The organism is Lysobacter enzymogenes (assembly GCF_023617245.1).
Lineage (GTDB): Bacteria > Pseudomonadota > Gammaproteobacteria > Xanthomonadales > Xanthomonadaceae > Lysobacter > Lysobacter yananisis.
This window is the reverse complement of sequence record NZ_CP067396.1, coordinates 3,624,884-3,645,733: the sequence shown is the minus strand read 5'-3', so window position 1 is coordinate 3,645,733 and position 20,850 is coordinate 3,624,884. Positions and strand designations below refer to the sequence as shown.

The 20,850-nt window shown below is 71.3% G+C and carries 5 protein-coding genes; all 5 read left to right on the top strand.

Translation table 11 applies throughout. The features are described from left to right. The first annotated feature begins 295 nt into the window (after positions 1-295). The 5 genes from JHW41_RS14800 to fabD all read left to right on the top strand — a co-directional run bounded on the left by JHW41_RS14800 (position 296) and on the right by fabD (position 20,759). The gene (locus tag JHW41_RS14800; protein ID WP_250442936.1) at positions 296-16,111 is read left to right on the top strand and encodes an SDR family NAD(P)-dependent oxidoreductase; all 15,816 of its coding nucleotides are present in this window, start codon (positions 296-298) and stop codon (positions 16,109-16,111) included. Continuing rightward, positions 16,108-17,181: an NAD-dependent epimerase/dehydratase family protein gene (locus tag JHW41_RS14795; RefSeq protein WP_250442933.1), complete on the top strand. Its 1,074-nt coding sequence runs from the start codon at positions 16,108-16,110 to the stop codon at positions 17,179-17,181. The genes JHW41_RS14800 and JHW41_RS14795 overlap by 4 nt, the downstream gene beginning before the upstream one ends. A 36-nt stretch (positions 17,182-17,217) precedes the next feature. Next, positions 17,218-18,462, top strand: coding sequence for an aminotransferase class I/II-fold pyridoxal phosphate-dependent enzyme (locus JHW41_RS14790; protein ID WP_250442931.1), 1,245 nt, complete (start codon positions 17,218-17,220; stop codon positions 18,460-18,462). 57 nt (positions 18,463-18,519) lie between these two features. Continuing rightward, a complete protein-coding gene (locus JHW41_RS14785) occupies positions 18,520-18,807 on the top strand; it encodes an acyl carrier protein (protein ID WP_057947281.1) in 288 nt (95 codons plus the stop codon). An 86-nt stretch (positions 18,808-18,893) separates the two neighbouring features. Next, positions 18,894-20,759 carry an ACP S-malonyltransferase gene (gene fabD / locus JHW41_RS14780; RefSeq protein WP_250442928.1) on the top strand — a complete coding sequence of 622 codons (1,866 nt, stop codon included), beginning with the start codon at positions 18,894-18,896 and terminating at the stop codon, positions 20,757-20,759. Positions 20,760-20,850: the final 91 nt, after the last annotated feature.

Here is a 20,850-nt window from a genome sequence, read left to right as displayed (position 1 = left end):
TTTCGATGCGCTCGCGCAACCGTTGCGGCCCTTTTGGACAGGGCCGGCAGGACAGTAGTTGCGCGTGTTGGCGTGCAGTTAAATACGCTTCGTGCGGATTCGGTACGGCGTATTGAGCGTTTGCGCCTTGCCCGGTGTCACGCAGGAACCGGGGAATCGAACGGCCATGCGCGTGCGAACGCGCTTGCAGCGACTGGATCAGCGAAGTCGACCTCGACGGCTTGCATGCGGCCGATAGCGCCGCCTGCGACGCCGTCTTCCGTGTTGGGGCGTGGTTCGTGTTGAGGGCAAGGGAATGGATATCGCTGTAATCGGCATCGCCTGTCGTTTTCCCGGAGCGGACGACCATCACGCCTATTGGCGCAACCTGGCCGCGCGCGAAGCCAGCATCCGCGTGGTCCCCGGCGATCGCTGGGACTGGACCGCGTACTGGGGCGATCCGCGGGTCGAGGCGAACAAGAGCCTGAGCAAGTGGGGCGGCTTCATCGAGCGCGTGGACGCGTTCGATCACCGTTTCTTCGGCTTGCTGCCCAAGGTCGTGCAGACCATGGACCCGCAGCAGCGGATCATGCTCGAGCTGAGCTGGGCCTGCCTGGAGGATGCCGGCATCGCGCCCTCGTCGCTGCGCGGGCGCAAGGTCGGGGTGATCGTGGGCGTGTTCAACCACGACTACAAAGAGCTGCAGGAACGCGGCGAATCCGAGATCGAAGCGCACCATTCCACCGGCACCGCGACCGCGGTGATCGCCAACCGGGTCTCGCACTACTTCGACTTGCGCGGCCCCAGCATTCCGGTCGATACCGCTTGCTCGAGCTCGCTCAACGCGATCCACAGCGCGATCCAGGCGATCGAGTACGGCGATTGCGAAATGGCCCTGGCCGGCGGCATCAATCTGTTGCTGACGCCGACCCGGCACATCTCGTTCTCGAAGATGGGCATGCTGTCGCCGACCGGCACCTGCAAGACCTTCGACGAGCGCGCCGACGGCTACGTGCGCGGCGAAGGCGCGGCGCTGCTGCTGCTCAAGCCGCTGGACAAGGCGCTGGCCGACGGCGACAGCGTCTACGGCGTGATCAAGGGCAGCGCGGTCAACCACTGCGGCGACACCTACACCCTGACCTATCCGAGCCCGCGCGCGCAGGCCGAGGTGATCGTGGCCGCGCACGAGCGCGCCGGCATCCCGGTCAACAGCGTCGGCTACGTCGAAGCGCACGGCACCGGCACGCCCAAGGGCGATCCGATCGAATTCGAAGGACTGGCCACCGCGTTCCGCACCCTGGCCGAGCGCCAGCAGGTCGAACTCGACGTGGGCTACTGCGGCCTGGGCTCGGTCAAGACCAATATCGGCCACCTGGAAGCGTCCGCCGGCGTCGCCGGCGCGATCAAGGTGATGATGGCGTTCCGCCACCGCCAGTTGCCCGGGCTGCACGATTTCGCCACGCTCAACCCGCGCATCAGCATCGACGGCACGCCGTTCTACATGCTCGACGCCACCCGCGAGTGGCCGCGGCTGGGCGATGCGCCGCTGCGCGCGGGCGTAAGCTCGTTCGGTTTCGGCGGCACCAACGCGCACCTGGTACTGGAAGAACCGCCGCAAGCGCCGGCGCGCAAGCCGTCGAAGGCGAAGCCGCTGGCGTGGCCGATGGGCCTGTCGGCGAAGACCCCGCAGGCGCTGCTGCAACGCCAGCGCGACCTGCTGGCCTGGCTCGACGATGCCGGCGCGACGGCCGAGGCGGCCGACATCAGTGCGACCCTGCTGGCCGGGCGCGATCATTTCGACTATCGCTATGCCTGCGTCGCGGCGAACGCGGCGCAACTGCGCCAGGCGCTGGTCGCGGCGGTGGACGCCGGCGAACGCGCCGAACGCGAGCGCGCGCAGGCCGGCGACGCCGCCGAGCCGGCGCCGGCGCAGATCGACGCCGCGCTCGCCGAGGCCGCGGCGGCGCTGTTGCTGCGCATGAGCGGCAAGTCGGCGCCGAAGGGCGCGCAGTGGGATGCGGCCGCGCGCGAACTGGCGGCCGCGTACGCGCAAGGCGCCCAATTGGAGTGGGCCGTCCTGTTCCGCGGCCGCGACCTGCGCCCGGCCAAGCTGCCGACCTATCCGTTCGCGCGCGAACGCTTCTGGATTCCGCAGCGCACGCAGGCCGCGGCCGTTCGCGCCGACGGCAAACTGCATCCAGCGCTGCACGCGCGGGTGCCGTCGCTGGGTGCGCCGCGCTTTTCGGCACGTTTCGACGGCCGCGAGTTCTTCCTCGCCGACCACGTCATCGGCGGCCAGCCGGTGCTGCCGGCGGTGGTGTATCTGGAGATGGTGCGCGCGGCGATCGTCGAGGCGCTGGGCGAGCCGCTGCGCGGCGCGCGCCTGCAGCTGCGCGACGTGCTGTGGCTGCGTCCGCTGGAACAGCGCGACGCGCCGGTGAGCGTGCACGTCGATCTGGCCGCGGACGCCGACGGCGACGCGCTGGCCGGCCAGCGCTTGTCGTTCCAGATCGTCGCCGAGGACGGCAGTGCGCTGTACTGCCGCGGCCAGGCCGCGTGGGGCGAGGATGCGGCCGCCGAGGCATGGCCGGCGGCGCCGGCCGATGCGGGCGCGCTCGAACTCGCCGCGCAGGCCTGCTACGAGCGCTTCGACGAAGCCGGCATGCGTTACGGCGCCGCGCATCGTGCGCTGCGTTCGCTGCGCCTGGGCGAGCAGGAATGCGTCGCCGAATTGGAACTGCCCGAGGGACTGGACGCGCAGTTCGGCCAGTACGTGCTGCATCCGAGCCTGGCCGATGCGGCGCTGCAGGCCGCGGTGGCCTGGAGCGCCGGCTTCGGGCCCGAACCGGCCGCCGCGCCGAGCGCGCGGGTGCCGTTCGCGCTCGATCGCCTGGACCTGCGCGCCGCGTGCACGCCGCGCATGCGCGCGCGCCTGCGCCGCGCCGACGGCAAGATCGACATCGAACTCAGCGACGCCGACAGCGGCCGCGTATGCGCGCTGCTGGGCGGCTTGAGCGTGCGTCCGCTGCAGGCCGAGCCCGTCAACGCGGCGGCGCCCGCGGCCGAGCTGCCGGCGTTGTCGCCAGCGCTGGCGGCGAGCGTGTACCGCCCGCATTGGAGCGCGCTGCCGTTGCCCGCTGCCGATGCGGTGCCCGAGCAGTTGCTGCTGATCGGTGCCGGTGCCGACGTCGATTGGCTGCAGGCGCGGCTGCGCGTCGACGCGCGCTACGCCGCCACCCGGATCGAGCGCCTGTGCTTCGGCGCATCGCTCGATACCGATGGCGACACCGTGCGCATGCGCGCCGGCGACTGGGACGACGCCCAGGCCGCCGTCGCCGCGCTGGCCGCGCGCGGCGCGTCGCTGGCCAAGGTGCTGTGGATCGCGCCGCGCGACGGCGCGCAGGAACCCGACCTCGGCGCTTACGTGGACGCCGGCGCGCGCAGCGCCTTCGTCCTGGCCAAGGCGATGCTGCGCGGGACCAAGAACGCGCGCTTCGTGCACTTGATCGCCGACCCGGCGCCGCGCCCGGATGCGCAGGGACTGAGCGGTTTCTACAAGACCTTGCGGATCGAGAAGCCGAGTTACTCCGGCCGCGCGGTCCAGTTCGATCCGAACGAATGGCACGGCGCCGACCTGGGCGCGCTGATCGCGGCCGAATTCGCCGGCGACGACAGCCACGCCGACGTGCGCTATCGCGACGGCCGGCGCGAGGTCCGCGACTTCGTGGTCGCCGACGGCCGCGCCGACGCCGGCGTCGCCGCCGGCGCGGGCGCCGCGCTGCGCGAAGACGGCACCTACCTGATCACCGGCGGCCTCGGCGCGCTCGGCCTGATCTTCGCCCGCCACCTGTGCGGGCGCTACCGCGCGACCGTCTATTTGACCGGCCGCAAGCCGCCCAACGAAGCGCAGCAGCTCGAACTCGATGCGCTCAACGCGCTCGGCGGGCAGGCGCTGTATTTGGCCTGCGACGTGTCGCGGCGCGAGGACGTGCGCGCGGCCGTCGCCCGCATCCATGCCGACGGCCGCCGCCTCAACGGCGTGCTGCATTCGGCCGGCGTGATCGAGGACGGCTTCATCCTGCGCAAGGACGCCGAGTCGTTCGGTCGGGTGATCGCGCCCAAGGCGCTGGGCACCTGGCACCTGGACGAGGAAACCCGCGCCGAGCCGCTGGAGGTGTTCGCGCTGTTCTCGTCGGTGACCGGCGTGCTCGGCAACGTCGGCCAGTGCGACTACGGTTTCGGCAACGCCTTCGAGGACTATTTCGCCCACGCCCGCGAAGCCCTGCGCGGCCGCGGCGAACGCAGCGGCAAGACCCTGTCGGTCAACTGGCCGTACTGGAAAGACGGCGGCATGCGCCTGGGCGAGAAAGAAGAGCAGATGCTGCGCAACAGCTTCGGCATCGTGCCGCTGCTCAACGACGAAGGGCTGGCGATCTTCGAATACGGCCTGGCCCAGGCCTCGCCGCAGCTGGCGACCATGCCCGGCGACGCCGCGCGCGTGGCGCAGGTATTGGGCGTGGTCGCGGCCGCGCCGGTCGCCGCCGCCGCCGCGGACAGCACCGCGGACGGCGCGAGCGGCGACGATGTCGAGCGCCTGCGCCCGGCGATCGCGCGCCATCTCTCGCAGCTGTTCGCCGCTCACCTGCAGATCGCCGCGCACTTCGACCCCGACCGCGCCTTCCGCGATTACGGCTTCGATTCGGTGGTGATGATCGACCTAGTCAACCTGCTGGAGAAGGACTTCGGCAGCCTGCCCAAGACCCTGTTCTTCGAGCAGCAGACCCTGGCCGAGATGACGGCCTATTTCATCGAACAGCACCCGCAGGCCAGCCGCCGCGTCGCCGGACTCGACGCGCCGGCCGCGGCGCCGGCGGCGCCGGTCGCCGCCGTTTCCGCCGTCGCGGCGCCGGTCGCCGCGCTGCCCGCGCGCGCCTCGGCGCCGGTGCGCCGCGCCGCGCCCGAGGGCCGCGACGACATCGCCATCGTCGGCATCTCCGGCCGCTATCCCAAGGCCGAAGACCTGGAACAGTTCTGGGACAACCTGACCCGCGGCCTGGATTGCGTGGTCGAGATCCCGTCGGACCGCTGGGACATCGAAAGCACCTGGCAGCCCGGCCCGGTGACCATCGGCAAGAGCTACAGCAAGTGGGGCGGTTTCCTCGACCGCGTCGACCAGTTCGATCCGCTGTTCTTCAACATCTCGCCCAAAGAGGCCGAGATCATGGACCCCAGCGAACGCCTGTTCCTGGAGACCGCGGCGCTGGCGATCGAGGACGCCGGCTACACGCCGGACAAGCTGGCCGCGCCGCAGGGCGTGCGCGAGAACCCGGTCGGCGTCTACGCCGGGGTGATGTGGGGCGATTACCAGCTCTACGGCATCGAGGGCGCGCCCGACACCTGGACCACGCCGCACAGCCTGTACTGGGCCATCGCCAACCGCGTCTCGCACTGCTTCAATTTCTCCGGCCCCAGCATCACCATCGACACCGCGTGTTCGTCGTCGCTGACCGCGATCCACCTGGCCTGCGCGGCGATCCGCAACGGCGAGGTCGCGGTCGCGCTGGCCGGCGCGGTCAACCTGTCGCTGCATTTCAACAAGTACCACTTGCTGGCGGACATGCGTTTCCTGTCCAGCGACGGCCGCTGCCGCAGCTTCGGCGAGGGCGGCGACGGCTACGTGCCGGGCGAGGGCGTGGGCGCGGTGCTGCTCAAGCCGCTGGCGCAGGCGCAGGCCGACGGCGACCACATCTACGGCGTGATCCGCGGCACCTCGGTCAACCACGGCGGCAAGACCTCCGGTTTCACCGTGCCCAATTCCAAGCGCCAGGCGGCGTTGGTGCAGGAGGCGCTGGACCACGCCGGCGTCGATCCGCGCCACATCAGCTACCTGGAAGCGCACGGCACCGGCACCAGCCTGGGCGATCCGATCGAGATCGCCGGCCTCAACCGCGCGTTCGCGGCGCCGGCCGGCGCCGCGCAGGAGCTGCAGTACTGCGCGATCGGCTCGGTCAAGTCGAACATCGGCCACCTGGAAGCCGCGGCCGGCGTCGCCGGCCTGAGCAAGGTGCTGCTGCAGATGAAGCACCAGACCCTGGTGCCGTCGATCCATTCCGACACGCTCAATCCCTACATCGAATTCCAGCGCAGCCCGTTCTACGTGCAGCGCGCGCTGGAGCCGTGGAAGCGGCCGAAGCTCGAGGTGACCGGCGCCGACGGCGTCGCGCGCAAGGTCGAGTTGCCGCGTCTGGCCGGCATCAGCTCGTTCGGCGCCGGCGGCAGCAACGCGCATGTGATCGTCGAGGAATACATCGAGCCGCTGCGTCCCGAACATCCGGCCGAGCGCGGCCAGCCGGCGCTGATCGTGCTGTCGGCGCGCAAGGAGACCGCGTTGCAGGCGATGGCCGGCAATCTGGCCGATCACCTGGAGCGCAATCCGCAGCTGTCGCTGCACGACGCCGCCTACACGCTGCAGATCGGCCGGGTGGCGATGGAGCACCGCTTGGCGGTGCGCGCGACGCGGGTCGAGGACGTCGTCGAGGCGCTGCGCGCGCATGCGCAGCAGCGCGCGCACGCCGCGTTGCGCCTGGGCCATCGCGACAACGCCAAGCGCGCCGCGCAAACGCCGGCGCTGGCCGAGTGGCTGGCGCGGCGCGATCTCGACGCGCTGGCCGGCGCCTGGGTCGACGGCCACGCGGTCGAATGGGAACGCCTGCACGCGCCCGGCGCGCGCCGGCGCCTGCCGCTGCCGACCTACGTCTACCAGCGCCAGCGCTACTGGGTCGCGCACTCCGGCGCCAACGCCCAGCCGGCTTCGGGCGCGGGTGCCGGCGCGGCGGCTCTGCATCCGCTGCTCGACGCCAACGTCTCCACCCTGGACGAGCAGACCTTCCGCAAGACCTTCCGTCCCGACGAGCCGTTCCTGCGCGATCACCAGCTCGGCAGCAACCGCATCCTGCCGGGCGTGGCGTACCTGGAAATGGCCCTGGCCGCGGGCCGCCTGGCCGGCGGCGGCGCGGCGGTGCGCGCGCTGCGCGAGGTGCGCTGGCTCAAGCCGATCTTGATCGGTCCCGATCAGGTCAACGCCGCGCCGGAAAGCTACGACATCGGCCTGTTGCCCGATGAAGACGGCGTGCAGTTCGAGCTGTACCAGGCCCGCGGCGAATCGCGCACGGTCTATGCGCAGGGCGTGCTCGAATACGAAGACGGCGAAGCCGAGCAGGCGGCGACGCCGGCCGCGTTCGACCTCGACGCCATCGCCGCGCGCTGCCAGCGCCTGGAACGCGACGCCATCGATGCCGCATTCGCGCGCATGGGCTTCAACTTCGGCCCCGGCTTCCGGGTGTTCGAACTGCTGCATTTCAACGGCGAAGAAGCGCTGGCCCGGCTCGGCGTGCCGGCCCAGGGCGAGACCCAGGCGCTGGCCGGCTACACCCTGCCGCCGTCGCTGCTCGACGGCGCCGTGCGCACCGCGCTGGGCATCGACCACGGCCTGGTCGCGACCGCGACGACGATCAAGGTGCCGGTGCGGCTGCGCCGGATCCAGGCGCTGCATCCGGTCGGCGGGCAGTGCTACGCCTATGCGCGCAAGGTGCAGGCGCCGGGCGCGCCGGCCGAGCAGAGCCATTACGACATCGACGTGCTCGACGGTTCCGGCCGGGTGCTGGTGCGGCTGGAGCGGCTGAGCATCCAGGCCGCGCCGCAGTTGGGCCTGGGCCGTAGCGCAGCGCCCAGGAGCGAGGCGGTCGTCGCCAGCGCCGCGCCGGTCGCGGCCAAGGCCGCGGCGCCGGCGGCGGTCGTCGCCGCCGCGCCCGCGGGCGCGGGCGCGGCCAGCGACGAAGCCATGTACGCGGCGATCATCGCCCACCTGGTCGACCTGCTGTCCAAGGTCACCAAGGTGCCGGCCGACCAGATCGAGCCCAAGAGCGCGCTGGAGAACTACGGCATCGACTCGGTGATGATCCTCACCCTGACCGAGCGCCTGCAGGTGACCTTCGGCGAAGTGCCGAAGACGCTGTTCTTCGAATACCAGGACCTGCACAGCCTGTCGGAGTACTTCCTCGACAGCCATGCCGACACGGTGCGCGGACTGGCGGCGGCGAACGTGCCGGCGTCCGCGCCGGCCGCGGCGGCGCAACCCGCCGCGCAGTCGGCGCTGGCGCAGTTGGCCGTGGTCGAAGCAGCGCCGGCCGAAGCCGCGTCGGGCGCCGATGCCGCGCGCCTGCACCTGTTGCTGCAACACCTGCTCGGCGAGGCCGCGCACGACTGCGGCATCGACACGCCGCTGGCGCAGTGGCCGCTGGACCCGGTCAACCTGATCGAGGCCTTGCACGGCCTGCGCCAGCTCTACGACGGCGTCGAGGACAGCGCGGTCTATCGCCACGACAGCCTCGCCGAGTGGGCCGCGCAGCTGCGCGAGAAGCCGGCCGGCAGCGCCCGCGCCAGCCGCGCGCTGGCCGCGATCGCCGGCGCCAGCCTGGAGAGCGCCGGCGCCGAAGACGCGCAGCCGCATCCGGCCGAAGCCGCCGCGCCGCGCCCGCGCGTGCCCGGCGCCTCGCGCCTGATGGCGCGCAGCGCCGCGCTGGAGCGCCAGGACATCGCCATCGTCGGCCTCAGCGGCCGCTACCCCGGCGCGCGCACGGTCGAGGACTTCTGGAACAACCTCAGCGCCGGCCGCGACGGCATCAGCGAGATCCCGCTGTCGCGCTGGGACCACGCGCCGCACTTCCATCCCGACCGCAACGCGCGCGGCATGGTCTACAGCAAGTGGGGCGGCTTCATCGACGACGTCGACCAGTTCGACGCCGAGTTCTTCCACATCTCGCCGCGCGAGGCCGAGATCCTGGACCCGCAGGAGCGGCTGTTCCTGCAGACCGCGTGGGAATGCATCGAGGACGGCTGCTACACCCGCCAGTCGCTGCGCGAGCGCGAGGTCGGCGTGTTCGTCGGGGTGATGTGGGACCACTACCAATACCTCGACGTCACCGACGAACAGCGCCGCTACGGCCGGCCGATGGCGCTGCATTCCTCCATCGCCAACCGCGTGTCGTATTTCCTCAACCTCAGCGGCCCGAGCCTGGCGCTGGACACCATGTGCTCGTCGTCGCTGACCGCGATCCACCTGGCCTGCCAGGCGATCCGCAACGGCGACTGCCAGATGGCCATCGCCGGCGGCGTCAACCTGATCGTGCATCCGGTCAAGTACCACCAGCTCGCCCAGGGCCAGTTCCTGTCCACCGACGGCCGCTGCCGCGCGTTCGGCGACGGCGGCGACGGCTACGTGCCGGGCGAGGGCATGGGCGCGGTACTGCTCAAGCCGCTCAAGCAGGCGATCGAGGACGGCGACCAGATCCACGGCGTGATCAAGGCCTCGGCGGTCAACCACGGCGGCAAGACCAACGGCTACACCGTGCCGAACCAGGTCGCGCAGAGCCAGGTGATCGGCAAGGCGCTGCGCCGCGCCGGCTGGCATCCGGGCAGCGTCGATTACATCGAGGCCCACGGCACCGGCACCTCGCTCGGCGATCCGATCGAGATCGCCGGCCTGTCCAAGGCCTTCGCCAGCGCCGCCCAGGACGCGCTCAAGCAAGCGCGCGGCCGCGACGGCGAAGGCGCGGTGGCGCCGCAGTCGTGCCGGATCGGTTCGGTCAAGACCAACATCGGCCATCTCGAATCGGCCGCCGGCATCGCCGGGCTGACCAAGATCCTGCTGCAGATGCGCCACCGCAGCATCGCGCCGTCGCTGCATTCCACTCCGCTCAACAGCAACATCGACTTCGCCAAGACGCCGTTCCGCGTGGTCCAGGCGCTGGAGCCGTGGGACGCGCCGGGCCGTCCGGGCGTCGCCGGCCTGCCGGCCGCGCGCCGCGCCGGCTTGAGTTCGTTCGGCGCCGGCGGCGCCAACGCCCACCTGCTGATCGAAGAGCACGTCGCGCCGCTGCGCGCCGCCGCCGCGGCGCAGCCCGCGCTGTTCGTGCTCTCGGCCGACAGCGAGGAACGCCTGGGGTTGTACATCGACCGCGTGGTCGCCTTCCTCGACCGCGCCCGCACTCACGGCCGCACGCCCGACCTGCGCAGCCTGGCGTATTCCTCGCAGATCGGCCGCGAGGCGATGCACGAGCGCGTCGCCGTGGTCGCGTCCAGCGTGGCCGAACTGATCCAGGCGCTGGCGCAGTACCGCAAGGGCGAATTGCCTGCCGGCGTGCACCGCGGCAGCCTGCGCAAGCACAACGAAAAGCTCGAAGGCATCCTCGACGAAGCCCAGCGCGACGCGCTGCTGCGCAGCCTGGTCCAGGCCGGGCGCCTGCCGCAGCTGGCCAAGGCCTGGGTGTCGATGCTCGACGTCGACTGGGAGCGCTACGCCGACCTGCTGTACGCCGATGCCGGCGGCGCGCGCCGCGCGCCGTCGGTGCGGCGCCTGTCGTTCCCGGGTCTGCCGTTCCTGACCCGCCGCCACTGGGTGCAGCAACGCGCCGCGGCGGGCGAGGGCGAGGCGGTGGAACGCCTGCACCCGCTGCTCGACCGCAACCTCTCGACCCTGACCGAACAACGCTACGCCAAGCGCCTCACCGGCAAGGAGTTCTACCTGCGCGACCACGTGGTCGCCACCGGCGAGCCGCGCCTGATCCTGCCCGGCGTCGCCTATCTGGAAATGGCCCGCGTCGCCGGCGAACTGGCGATGGGCGGCGAGTGGACGGTCGACGCGATCCGCAACCTGATCTGGGTGCAGCCGGTCGAGGTCAAGGACGCGCCCGAGGACGTGCACGTCGAACTGCGCCAGAACGGCGAAACGGTCGAGTTCGAGATCGTGCGCGCCGCTTCGCGCGACGCCAATGTCGAAGGCGAGCTGGTCTACCGCCGCCGCGACGAAGTCCCGGCCGACGAATGGCTGGACCTGGACGCGCTGCGCGCCGCCGCGGTGTCGACCGAGTCGCTGGAACCGGTCTACGCCGGTTTCCATCGCATGGGCTTCCACTACGGCCCGGCGTTCCGCGTCACCCAGACCCGCTACCGCCTCGCCGACGGCGCGCTGTGCAAGCTGTCGCTGCCGCAGCCGCTGCGCGAGGACGCGGGCGAGTTCGTCCTGCATCCCTCGCTGTTCGACGGCGCGCTGCGCGCGTGCCTGGCGATCGGCGTCGACCGCCGCGAAGCGACCGTGCCGATCGTGCCGTTCGCGCTCGGCGAACTGGAACTGCGCCATCCGCTGACCGAAGAGTGCTACGCCTACGCGGTGGAGACCGGCGACGGCGCCGAAGCGACCGGCCTGCGCAAGTACCGGATCGTGGTGACCGACGCCGACGGCCGCGTGCTGATCAAGCTGCACGACTTCTCGGCGCGGCCGCTGGTCAAGGCCGAACCGGCGCCGGCGCGCAGCCTGCAGTACTACCGTTACGAATGGCTGGACGCGCCGGCCGCTGCGGCCGGTGCCGCACTCGATGGCCGCAACGTGCTGGTGCTGGCGCCGCGCGTCGGATCGATGCAGTCCCTGGCGCAAGCCTTGGCGCAGTCGCTGCCGACCGCGCGGGTGCTGTTGGCGCAGCCGGGCGAGAGCTTCGAAGCGCTCGCCGACGATACGTTCCGCTACGACCCGGACAGCGCCGCCGGCGCCGATGCGCTGATCGCGCACCTCGCCGCGCAGGATCTAGCGCCCGCGGCGATCGTGCAGGTGCTGGACGAGGCGCCGGACTTCGCCGCCGCCGCCGACAGCGGCGACTACGCCGCCGTGCAGCGCAGCGCGCAATCGCTGCGGCACCTGTTCGTGGCGCTGGAGCGCAGCCTGCCGGGCCGCGCGCTGCGCTGCGCTTGCGTGCACCGTTGCGATGAGGACGCGGTGCAGCCGCAGCACGATGCGGTGTCCGGTTACGCCAAGTCGCTGCTGACGATCAATCACCGCTTCGAACTGTTCACCCTGCGCAGCGACCTCGACGACGCCGCGGCGCTGGCCGCCGTGGTCGCCGCCGAATTGCAGGCCGGCGGTTCCCAGACCGGGCACGAGATCGCCCACTGGAACGGCCGCCGCCTGCTGCGCGCGCTGTTGCCGCACCAGCCCGCCGGCGCCGACGGCGCCGACGCGGCGCTGCCGTTCAAGCCGCGCGGCCGCTATCTGATCAGCGGCGGCGCCGGCAAGCTCGGTCTGGTCGTGGCCCGTTACCTGGCCGCGCGCTTCCAGGCGCGGCTGTTGCTGACCGGCCGCTCGGCCCAGCCGAACGAAGACACCCAGCGCCAGATCCAGGCGCTGCGCGCGGCCGGCGCCGAAGTGCAGTACTTCGCCGCCGACGCGGCGCGGCCGGGCCAGGCCGAGGCCGCGGTGGCGCAGGCGCGCACGGCCTGGGGCGGGCTCGACGGCGTGATCCACTGCGCCGGCGTGGCCAGCGACCGCGCCATCGTCGAACTCGACGACGCCGGTTTCGCCGAAGTGCTGGCGCCCAAACTCGACGGCACCCTGGCGCTGGACCGCGCCAGCGCCGGCGAGGCGCTGGACGTGTTCGTGACGTTCTCCTCGGTGTCGGCGCAACTGGGTGACCTGGGCTCGGGCGCGTACGCGGTCGGCAACCGCTTCCTCGACAGCCATGCGTTGTGGCGCGAAGCGCAGCGCCGACAGGGCAAGCGCTCGGGCAAGACCGTGGCGATCGGCTGGCCGCTGTGGGCCAGCGGCGGCATGGAGATTTCCGGCGAGGACGCCTCGCTGTTCGGCTTCTCCGGCATGTCGGCGCTGAGCGAGGCCGAAGGCCTGGACGCGTTCGGCCGGTTGCTGCGCGGCGATCAGGCGCAGGTGCTGGTCGCGGTGGGCGATGCGGCCAAGATCGCGCGGACCTTGCGCGTGCACGCGGCGGCGTCGCAGCCGGCGTCGTCGGAGCCGGCGGCGCCGGCGCAGACCGCCGCGCGCACCGTCGCCGCGCCCGCCGCGCTGCCGCTGAAGGCCGCGCCGGCGACGGTGCGCGACGCGGCGCCCGCGCCGGTCGCCGCCGCGCCCGCGGCGGGCGACGACTTCGCCCGTCGCGCCGAAGCCTTGCTCAAGCAGCGCCTGTCGGTGGTGGTCAAGGCCGGCGCCGACGACATCGGTTCCAACGTCAGCTTCGAGCAACTGGGCATGGACTCGGTGATGCTGATGGAGCTGCGCGACAGCCTCAGCCGCGATTTCGCCGGGCTGCCCAAGACGGTGCTGTTCGAACACGACACCCCGGCGCGGCTGACCCAATACCTGATCCAGCAGCACGGCCCGGCGTTGCGCGCGCTGGTCGGCGAACCCGCGGCGACGGCCGCCGCGCCCGCCGCAACGACGCCTGCCGCGGCGCCGGCGCCCGTCGCGCCGCGCGCCGAACGCAGCGCCTTGCCGATCTCGGCCAAGCGCCGCCCGGCGATGCCGTCGGCGCAGCCGCAGACCGACGACGCGGTGGCCATCGTCGGCTTCGCCGGACAGTTCCCGCAGGCGGCCGACCTGGCCGAGTTCTGGGACAACCTGCAACACGGCCGCGACTGCCTCGGCGCGATTCCCGACGAGCGCTGGCCGGCGGCCGCCGCCGACGGCGCGCGCCGCGGCTATGCGCGCCGCGGCGGCTTCCTGCCCGACGTGGACCGTTTCGATCCCGGCCTGTTCCGCATGAGCCTGGAGGAAGCCTCCAAGCTCGACCCGCAGCTGCGCGTGCTGCTGCGCGCGGCCTGGCACGCGGTCGAGGATGCGGCCTACACGCCGCAGGCGCTGGCCGAGCAGCGCGTCGGCGTCTACGTCGGCGCGATGAACGAGGACTTCACCTGGATCATGGCCGAACTGCAGGCGCGGATCGGGCGCTATCCCGGCCCGGGCTCGGTGATCAGCGAACTGGCCAACCGGCTGTCGTTCCTGATGAACTTCCGCGGCCCCAGCCTGACCGTGTCGACCGCGTGCTCGTCTTCGCTGACCGCGGTGCATCTGGCGCGGCGCGCGATCCTCGACGGCGAATGCGAGCTGGCCCTGGCCGGCGGCGTCAACCTCAGCCTGCATCCGAGCAAGTACCTGATGCTCAACGACATGAAGGTGCTCTCGCCGGACGGCGTGGAACGCACCTTCGACGATGCCGCCAACGGCCTGGTGCCGAGCGAGGGCGTCGGCGTGGTGATGCTCAAGCGCCTGAGCCGCGCCCAGGCCGACGGCGACCGCATCCACGCGGTGATCCGCGGCTCCAGCATCAGCCATGCCGGCACCGGCGCGGGCCAGTACCTGCCCAACATCCGCGTGCTGGAAGAGACTGCGTCGCGCGCGCTGGCCGAAGCCGGCGTGGCCACGGAGGAACTGGGCTACCTGGAAAGCCACGGCACCGGCACCGAACTGGGCGATCCGATCGAACTCAAGGCGCTGGCCAACGCACTGCGCCGCGGCAGCGATGCCGACGGCTTCTGCGCCATCGGCAGCAAGGCCAACCTCGGCCACATGGAGGCGGCCTCGGGCGTGTGCTCGCTGATCAAGGTGCTGCTGAGCATGCGCCACGCGCGGCTGTCGCCATGCGCGCGGCTCAAGACCGTCAACGCCTCGTTCGACCACGAGCGCTCGCCGTTCCGGTTCCCGCGCGAAGCGCAGGCGTGGCCGGCCAATGCGCGCGGCACCCGGCTGGCGGCGATCAACTCCTTCGGCATGGGGGGCTCGAACGCGTTCGTGGTGCTGGAGTCGGTGCCGCAGCCGCCGCCGTCGGCGGCCGCCGACGCGTCGGTGGTGCTGCTGTCGGCGCGCAGCGAGGAGCGCTTGCGCGCTTATGCCGAGCGCCTGCTGCGCGAGTTGCGCGAGGAGCGCATCGACGCGGCGGCGTTGGCGGACCTGGCCTATTCCAGCCAAGTCGGCCGCGTCGCCTTCGATCACCGTTTGGCCATCGTCGCCGCCGACCGCGCGCAACTGGCGGCGCGGCTGGTCGCCTATCTGGAAACCGGCGCCGCCGCCGCGCGCGGCATCCACGCCGGCGATGCGCGCCAGTCCGGCGGTTTGGCCGAGCTGCTCGACGGCGAGGCCGGGCGCGAGTTCGTCGAAGCGCTGATGCAGTCGCGCCAGTGGGACAAGCTCGGCTCGATCTGGACCCGCGGCGGCGAGATCGACTGGGCCGGCCTGCACGCGGGCGCCGCGCGCCGGCGCCTGTCGTTCCCGGGCTATCCGTTCGAAACCCAGGTCTGCGACCTGTACGCCGCGGTCGGCGCGCAGCGGCCGCAGCCGCAGCCGCTCGCGCCGATGGCGGCGCCGGAAAGCGCGGAGGCCGAAGCCGATGCGCTGCCGCAGCAGTGGTTCCAGCGCGACGGCGCGACCGCCGTCGCGGCGTCGGCCGATGATGAAACCGAGGGCGAGGATGGCGACGCCGGCGAAGAGCTGGCCCGCCGTTACTGGCTGGACTACCTGCGCGATCTCGCCGACACCAGCTTCGCCCTGGCGCCGTCGGTATTGAGCGCGCGCGGCGATACCGACGAGGACGAAGGCGAGCGCGCCGCCGCGCCGCTGCGCAGCGTCAGCGGCCGCCTCGACGAGGAACTGGTGCGCAGCCTGCAGCGCTGCACCCAGGCGCACCGGATCGAGGTCGAGACCCTGGTCGCCGCGGCCTGGGCGATCCTGGTCAACCGCTACACCAAGGCGCGCTGCTCGCAGTTCGGCGTGTTGCGCTCGTTCGCCGCGCCGCGCGCCGGCGAGGGCGAGGCCGACGCGCAACCGCTGCGCAACCTGGTGCCGGTGCGGGTGTGCACGGTCGGCCGCGACAAGGTCGGCGGCTGGCTGGCGGCGCTGCAGCGCACGCTCGACCGCAAGCACGCCTACGCCCACGTGCCGATCGACCGGATCGAGCAGTGGACCGGGCAGGAACACCTGTTCGACAGCGTGATCGTGTTCGACCGCGGCGGGCCCGATGGCGAGCGGGCCGAGCCGCTGGCCTCGGCGCTGTTCGCCGCGCAGAGCCGGGTGGCGATGGAGCTGGCGGTGACGGTGGATGCCGACGCGATCGGACTGAGCCTGCTGTATCCGTCCGGCAGCGACGACGACGCGGCCGCGGCCGTGTTGCTGGAGCACTTCCAGGCGCTGCTGGAGGCGCTGGCGGAGAACCCGGACAAGAACCCCGCGGCCCTGGCCATGCGCAGCAAGCGCGAAGGCCGCGAAACCTTCTGGAAAACCCTGGACAAGGTGAACCAATGAGCGCACCCGCGACTTCGCCGACCGGCATGAAAGTGCTGGTCACCGGCGCCAACGGCTTCGTCGGCCTCAACATCGTCGAACAGGCGATCCGCGCCGGCCATCGCCCGGTGGCTTACGTGCGCGAAGGCTCCAACGTCGCCCACCTGGCGCCGATGGGGGTCGAGATCGTGCGCGGCGAACTCTCCGACGAGGCCGCGCTGACCGCGGCGCTGCGCGGCGCCGGCGGCGTCGTCCACACCGCCGGCAACACCAGCTGCAACCGTCGCGACTGGCCGGCGCTGGAAGCGGTCAACGTGCACGGCACCCGCACCGTGGTGCGCGCCGCGCTGGCGGCGGGGGTTCCGCGGCTGGTCTACACCAGCACCACCTCCACCGTCGGCGCGGTCGACGATCCCGCGCGCCGCAGCGACGAGGACCGGCCGCTGCGCGGCTTCCGTTCGCGCAGCCCGTACGCGCAGAGCAAGTTCCTCGGCGAGGAAGCGGTGCTCGACGGCGCGCGCCAGGGCCTGCACTGCGTGATTCTCAATCCGGCCGAAGTGATCGGCGCCTACGACCACAACCTGCAATGGGGCCGGATGCTGCTGGCCGTGCAGCACAACCAGGTGCCGTTCCTGCCGCCGGGCGGCGGCAGCTTCTGCCACGCCGCCGACGTCGGCCGCGCCCACGTCGCCGCGCTGAGCCAGGGCCGCTCGGGCGAGCGTTACCTGCTGGCCGGCCACGACGTGCGTTACGTCGATTTCCTCGACGCCATCGGCGAGGTCCTCGGCAAGGACTTCGACCGCCCCGGCGGCGACTACCAGCGCCTGTACTACAAGACCCTGCTGCAGGAAAAACACCCGCATCTGCTGCCCGGCGAACCCATCGTCGAGGCCTACCGCATGCGCGTGTTCGCCGGCAGCTACTACTTCGACAGCGCGAAGGCCGAGCGCGAGCTGTCCTACCGTTCCGCCCCGCTCGCACACATGTTGCGCGACTGCGCGGACTGGTACCGCCGCAACGGCTATTTCGGCCCGCAGGCGCAGGCCGAGGCCGAGGCGCAAGCCCCGGCCGAAGACGCCGCGCTCGCATAAGCGCACACCCATTACATCTGACCAGAGGACGCATCCATGGACTCCCGCGCGCTGATCGAACTCGAACGCCAGCCCTTCAAACAACGGCTCGCCTTCCAGTATTCGCTTTACCTCAACGAGGTCGAGCAGGGCTTCATGACCGGGCGCGAGGGCTTCGGCCCGGTCGACCGGCGCATGAAGTACAAAGACCTCAACAGCGACCAGTTCAACGACGTGCTGGTGTTCGGCTCCAACAGCTACCTGGGGCTGTCGAACGATCCCTACGTCAAGGCCAAGGTCATCGAGGCGGTGGAGAAGTACGGCATCGGCTCGGGCGGCTCGCCTGCGTTCTCCGGCTACACCCGCCAGCACAAGGAGCTGGAACAGCGCCTGGCGGCGCTGGCCGGCCATGAGGACGCGGTGCTGCTGCCCGGCGGCTACATGGCCAACCTGTGCTGGGTCAACGGCCTGATGAACCGCAACGACATCATCGTCTACGACAAGAACAGCCACGCCAGCGTCATCAACGCGATCAAGATGACCAACGTGCCGTTCTACACCTTCGATCCGGAGCGGCTGGAGGAGTTCGAAAAGCTGATCGTGCGGATCAAGCAGAAAGCCAAGCCCGGCGTGCAGATCTTCTCCACCGTCGAGGGCGTGCGCTCGATCGACGGCACCATCATCGAGCTCAAGCAGTACCTGGAGATCTGCCGCGCCCACGACATCATCGTCATCCTCGACGACGCCCACGGCCTGGGCACGGTCGGCAAGCACGGCCGCGGCACGCTCGAACACCTGGACCTGATGGGCCAGGTCGACCTGCGCATGTCCACCTGCTCCAAGGCCATCGGCGCGCAGGGCGCGTTCGTGTCCGGCAGCAAGGAGCACATCTTCCTGCTGCGCAATTTCTCGTATCCCTACCTGTTCACCTCGGGTCTGGCCCAGCCGACCATCGCCGCGATTTCCGCCGCGCTGGACGTGATCGAGCGCGAGCCGGAGCGGATCGAGCGCCTGCACGCGAACGTGCGCTACATGCAGGACCAGCTCGAAGCGCAGGGCATGCGCATCATCCGCGGCGACTCGGGAATCATCCCGGTGTTCTTCAGCGAGGACGGCGTGGTGCGCAAGATCAACCGCGCGCTTTATCGCCGCGGCCTGTTCGCCAACATCATGGAATACCCGATGGTGCCGCCGGGCCTGGAGCGCCTGCGCCTGTCGGTGATGGCCACCCACACCCACGAAGAAATCGATACCGCGGTCGAGATGATCGCCCAGGTCGCGCGCGAGCACGGCGCGCTGTAAGCGCCGCGCGCGCCAGCGCGGTCCCGCACCAGCAACGAGTCGAAAAGGAGAGCAGCCATGAGCAAGCAAGACGAGGCGACGAACGCGGTTCTGGACGTCATCAACGACATCAAGAAAACCGGTTTCACCCGCGATACGGTCGATCACGATTCCTACCTGGGCGGCGACCTGGGCGTGGATTCGCGCGAGATGCTGGAGATCTGGTACGAGCTGGAACAGCGCCTGGGCGTGGCCGTGGGCGACGCCGAGAAGCGCGACCTGTACACCCTGGGCGATGTGGTCGCGCTGTTGCAGCGCAAGCTCGAAGGCGCCGACGCGGGCCGCGAAGCCGTCGCCGCCGCCTGAGCCGTCCCGCCACGCGGCCGGCCCGCGCCGGCCGCGCGCGCACGCACACCATTGCGCACGCAGCGCAACGCCAGAGAGATGCACGCATGACATCGGTTTGGGTGTTCCCGGGACAGGGGTCCCAGCACAAGGGCATGGGCGCGGCCGGTTTCGAGCGCTATCCGCACCTGGTCCGCGAAGCGGACGAGGTGCTGGGCTATTCGATCCGCGAGCTGTGCCTTGAGGACGCACTGGACGGCAAGGGCGACCTGCTGCGCCAGACCCAGTACACCCAGCCGGCGCTGTTCGCCGTGTCGGCGCTGGCGTTCCTGGAACGGCGCGACCGCGGCGATGCGCTGCCGGCGGTCTACGCCGGCCACAGCCTGGGCGAGTTCGCCGCGCTGTTCGCCGCCGACGCGTTCGACTTCCGCACCGGCCTGGCCCTGGTCGCCGAGCGCGGCCGGCTGATGGCGCAGGCGCCGCGCGGGGCGATGGCGGCGGTGATCGGCATCGACCAGGCGCGGGTCGCGCGGTTGCTGGCGGAATCGGAATTCGACCGGATCGACCTGGCCAACGTCAATTCGGCCATGCAGACGGTGATCTCCGGCGACTTCGACCAGATCCAACGATGCGAGACCTTGTTCGCCGACGCCGGCGCGCGTTTCGTCCGCCTCAACGTCAGCGCCGCGTTCCACTCGCGCTTCATGCAGGACGTGCAGGCGCGCTTCGCCGACTTCGCCGCCGGTTTCGAGTTGCGCCCGCTGCGCGCGCAGGTGATCGCCAACGTCAGCGCGCGGCCGTATCCGGCGCAGGACTACCGCGACCTGCTGGTGCGCCAGATCACCCATCCGGTGAAGTGGTACGAATCGATGTCGTGGCTGCTGGCGCAGGGCCCGGTCGAGCTGGAAGAGATCGGTCCGGGCGACGTGCTGACCAACCTCCAATTCAAGATCAAGCAGGCGCCGCTGGCGTTGAGCGAAGCGCCCGCGGCCGCCGCGGCGCCGGCGCGGGCCGCCGCGCGCGACGGCCGCCCGCGCACGGTGTTCATGTACTCCGGCCAGGGCTCGCAGTACTACCTGATGGGCCAGGAGCTGTACCGCCACAACGACGCGTTCCGCGCGGCGATGGACGCCTGCGATGCGCTGCACCGCGCCCACACCGGCCGCGGCATGGTCGCCGAGCTCTACGACGACAGCCGCAAGCATCACGACATGACCGACGTGCGGCTGTCGCATCCGGCCTTGTTCAGCCTCGGCTACAGCCTGACCCAGGTGCTGATCGACGCCGGCATCGAGCCCGACGGCGTGCTCGGCTACAGCCTCGGCGAATACGTGGCCGCGGTCGTCGCCGGCGCGATCTCGCTGGAAGACGCCATGGCGCTGGTGGTGCGCCAGGCCGGCCTGCTCGACCAGCAGACCCGCGGCGGCGGCATGCTGACCGTGCTGACCTCGGTCGATCACTTCCAGCGCCATCCGCAGCTGTACGCCGGCGCGGCCCTGGCCAGCGTCAACTTCGGCCGCAATTTCGTGGTCAGCGCCGCGCAGGATGTCTTGCAGGCGATCAAGCAGCGGCTCGACGAAGTCGACGTGGCGTCGCTGCTGCTGCCGGTGGATCACGCTTTCCATTCGGCCGGGGTCGATCCGATCGAGGCCGAATTCCGCCGCCACGCCCAGGCCGTGCGCAGCCAGGCGCCGCGCCTGCCGATGTACTCGGCGATGCGCGGGCGCGAGGTCGAGGCCTTCGACGCGCAGTACTTCTGGGACGTGATCCGCCAGCCGGTGGACTTCCACCAGCTGATCGGCTCGCTCAGCCAGGGCGAGCCGATCCGCTTCGTCGACCTCGGCCCGACCGGCACCTTGTCGGGCTTCATCAAGCACGGCTACGGCGACCGCGTCGCCCACGCGGTGTCGATCAACCAGTTCGGCCGCAACCTGGAAACGGTGCAGCGCCTGCTCGGCCAGTTGGCCGCGTAGCCGCGGCCGCGCCGGCGCAGCCGTCCCCACATCCGCAACCCGCAGACCGCAGCACGCAACGGTGGAGAGCAAGGAATGTCCGTCGAGCACG

Bases quoted from the DNA above. Each gene is read 5' to 3' on its own strand.
- JHW41_RS14785 (WP_057947281.1), top strand. From the start codon at position 18,520: ATGAGCAAGCAAGACGAGGCGACGAACGCGGTTCTGGACGTCATCAAC.
- JHW41_RS14795 (WP_250442933.1), top strand. From the start codon at position 16,108: ATGAGCGCACCCGCGACTTCGCCGACCGGCATGAAAGTGCTGGTCACC.
- JHW41_RS14790 (WP_250442931.1), top strand. From the start codon at position 17,218: ATGGACTCCCGCGCGCTGATCGAACTCGAACGCCAGCCCTTCAAACAA.
- fabD (WP_250442928.1), top strand. From the start codon at position 18,894: ATGACATCGGTTTGGGTGTTCCCGGGACAGGGGTCCCAGCACAAGGGC.
- JHW41_RS14800 (WP_250442936.1), top strand. From the start codon at position 296: ATGGATATCGCTGTAATCGGCATCGCCTGTCGTTTTCCCGGAGCGGAC.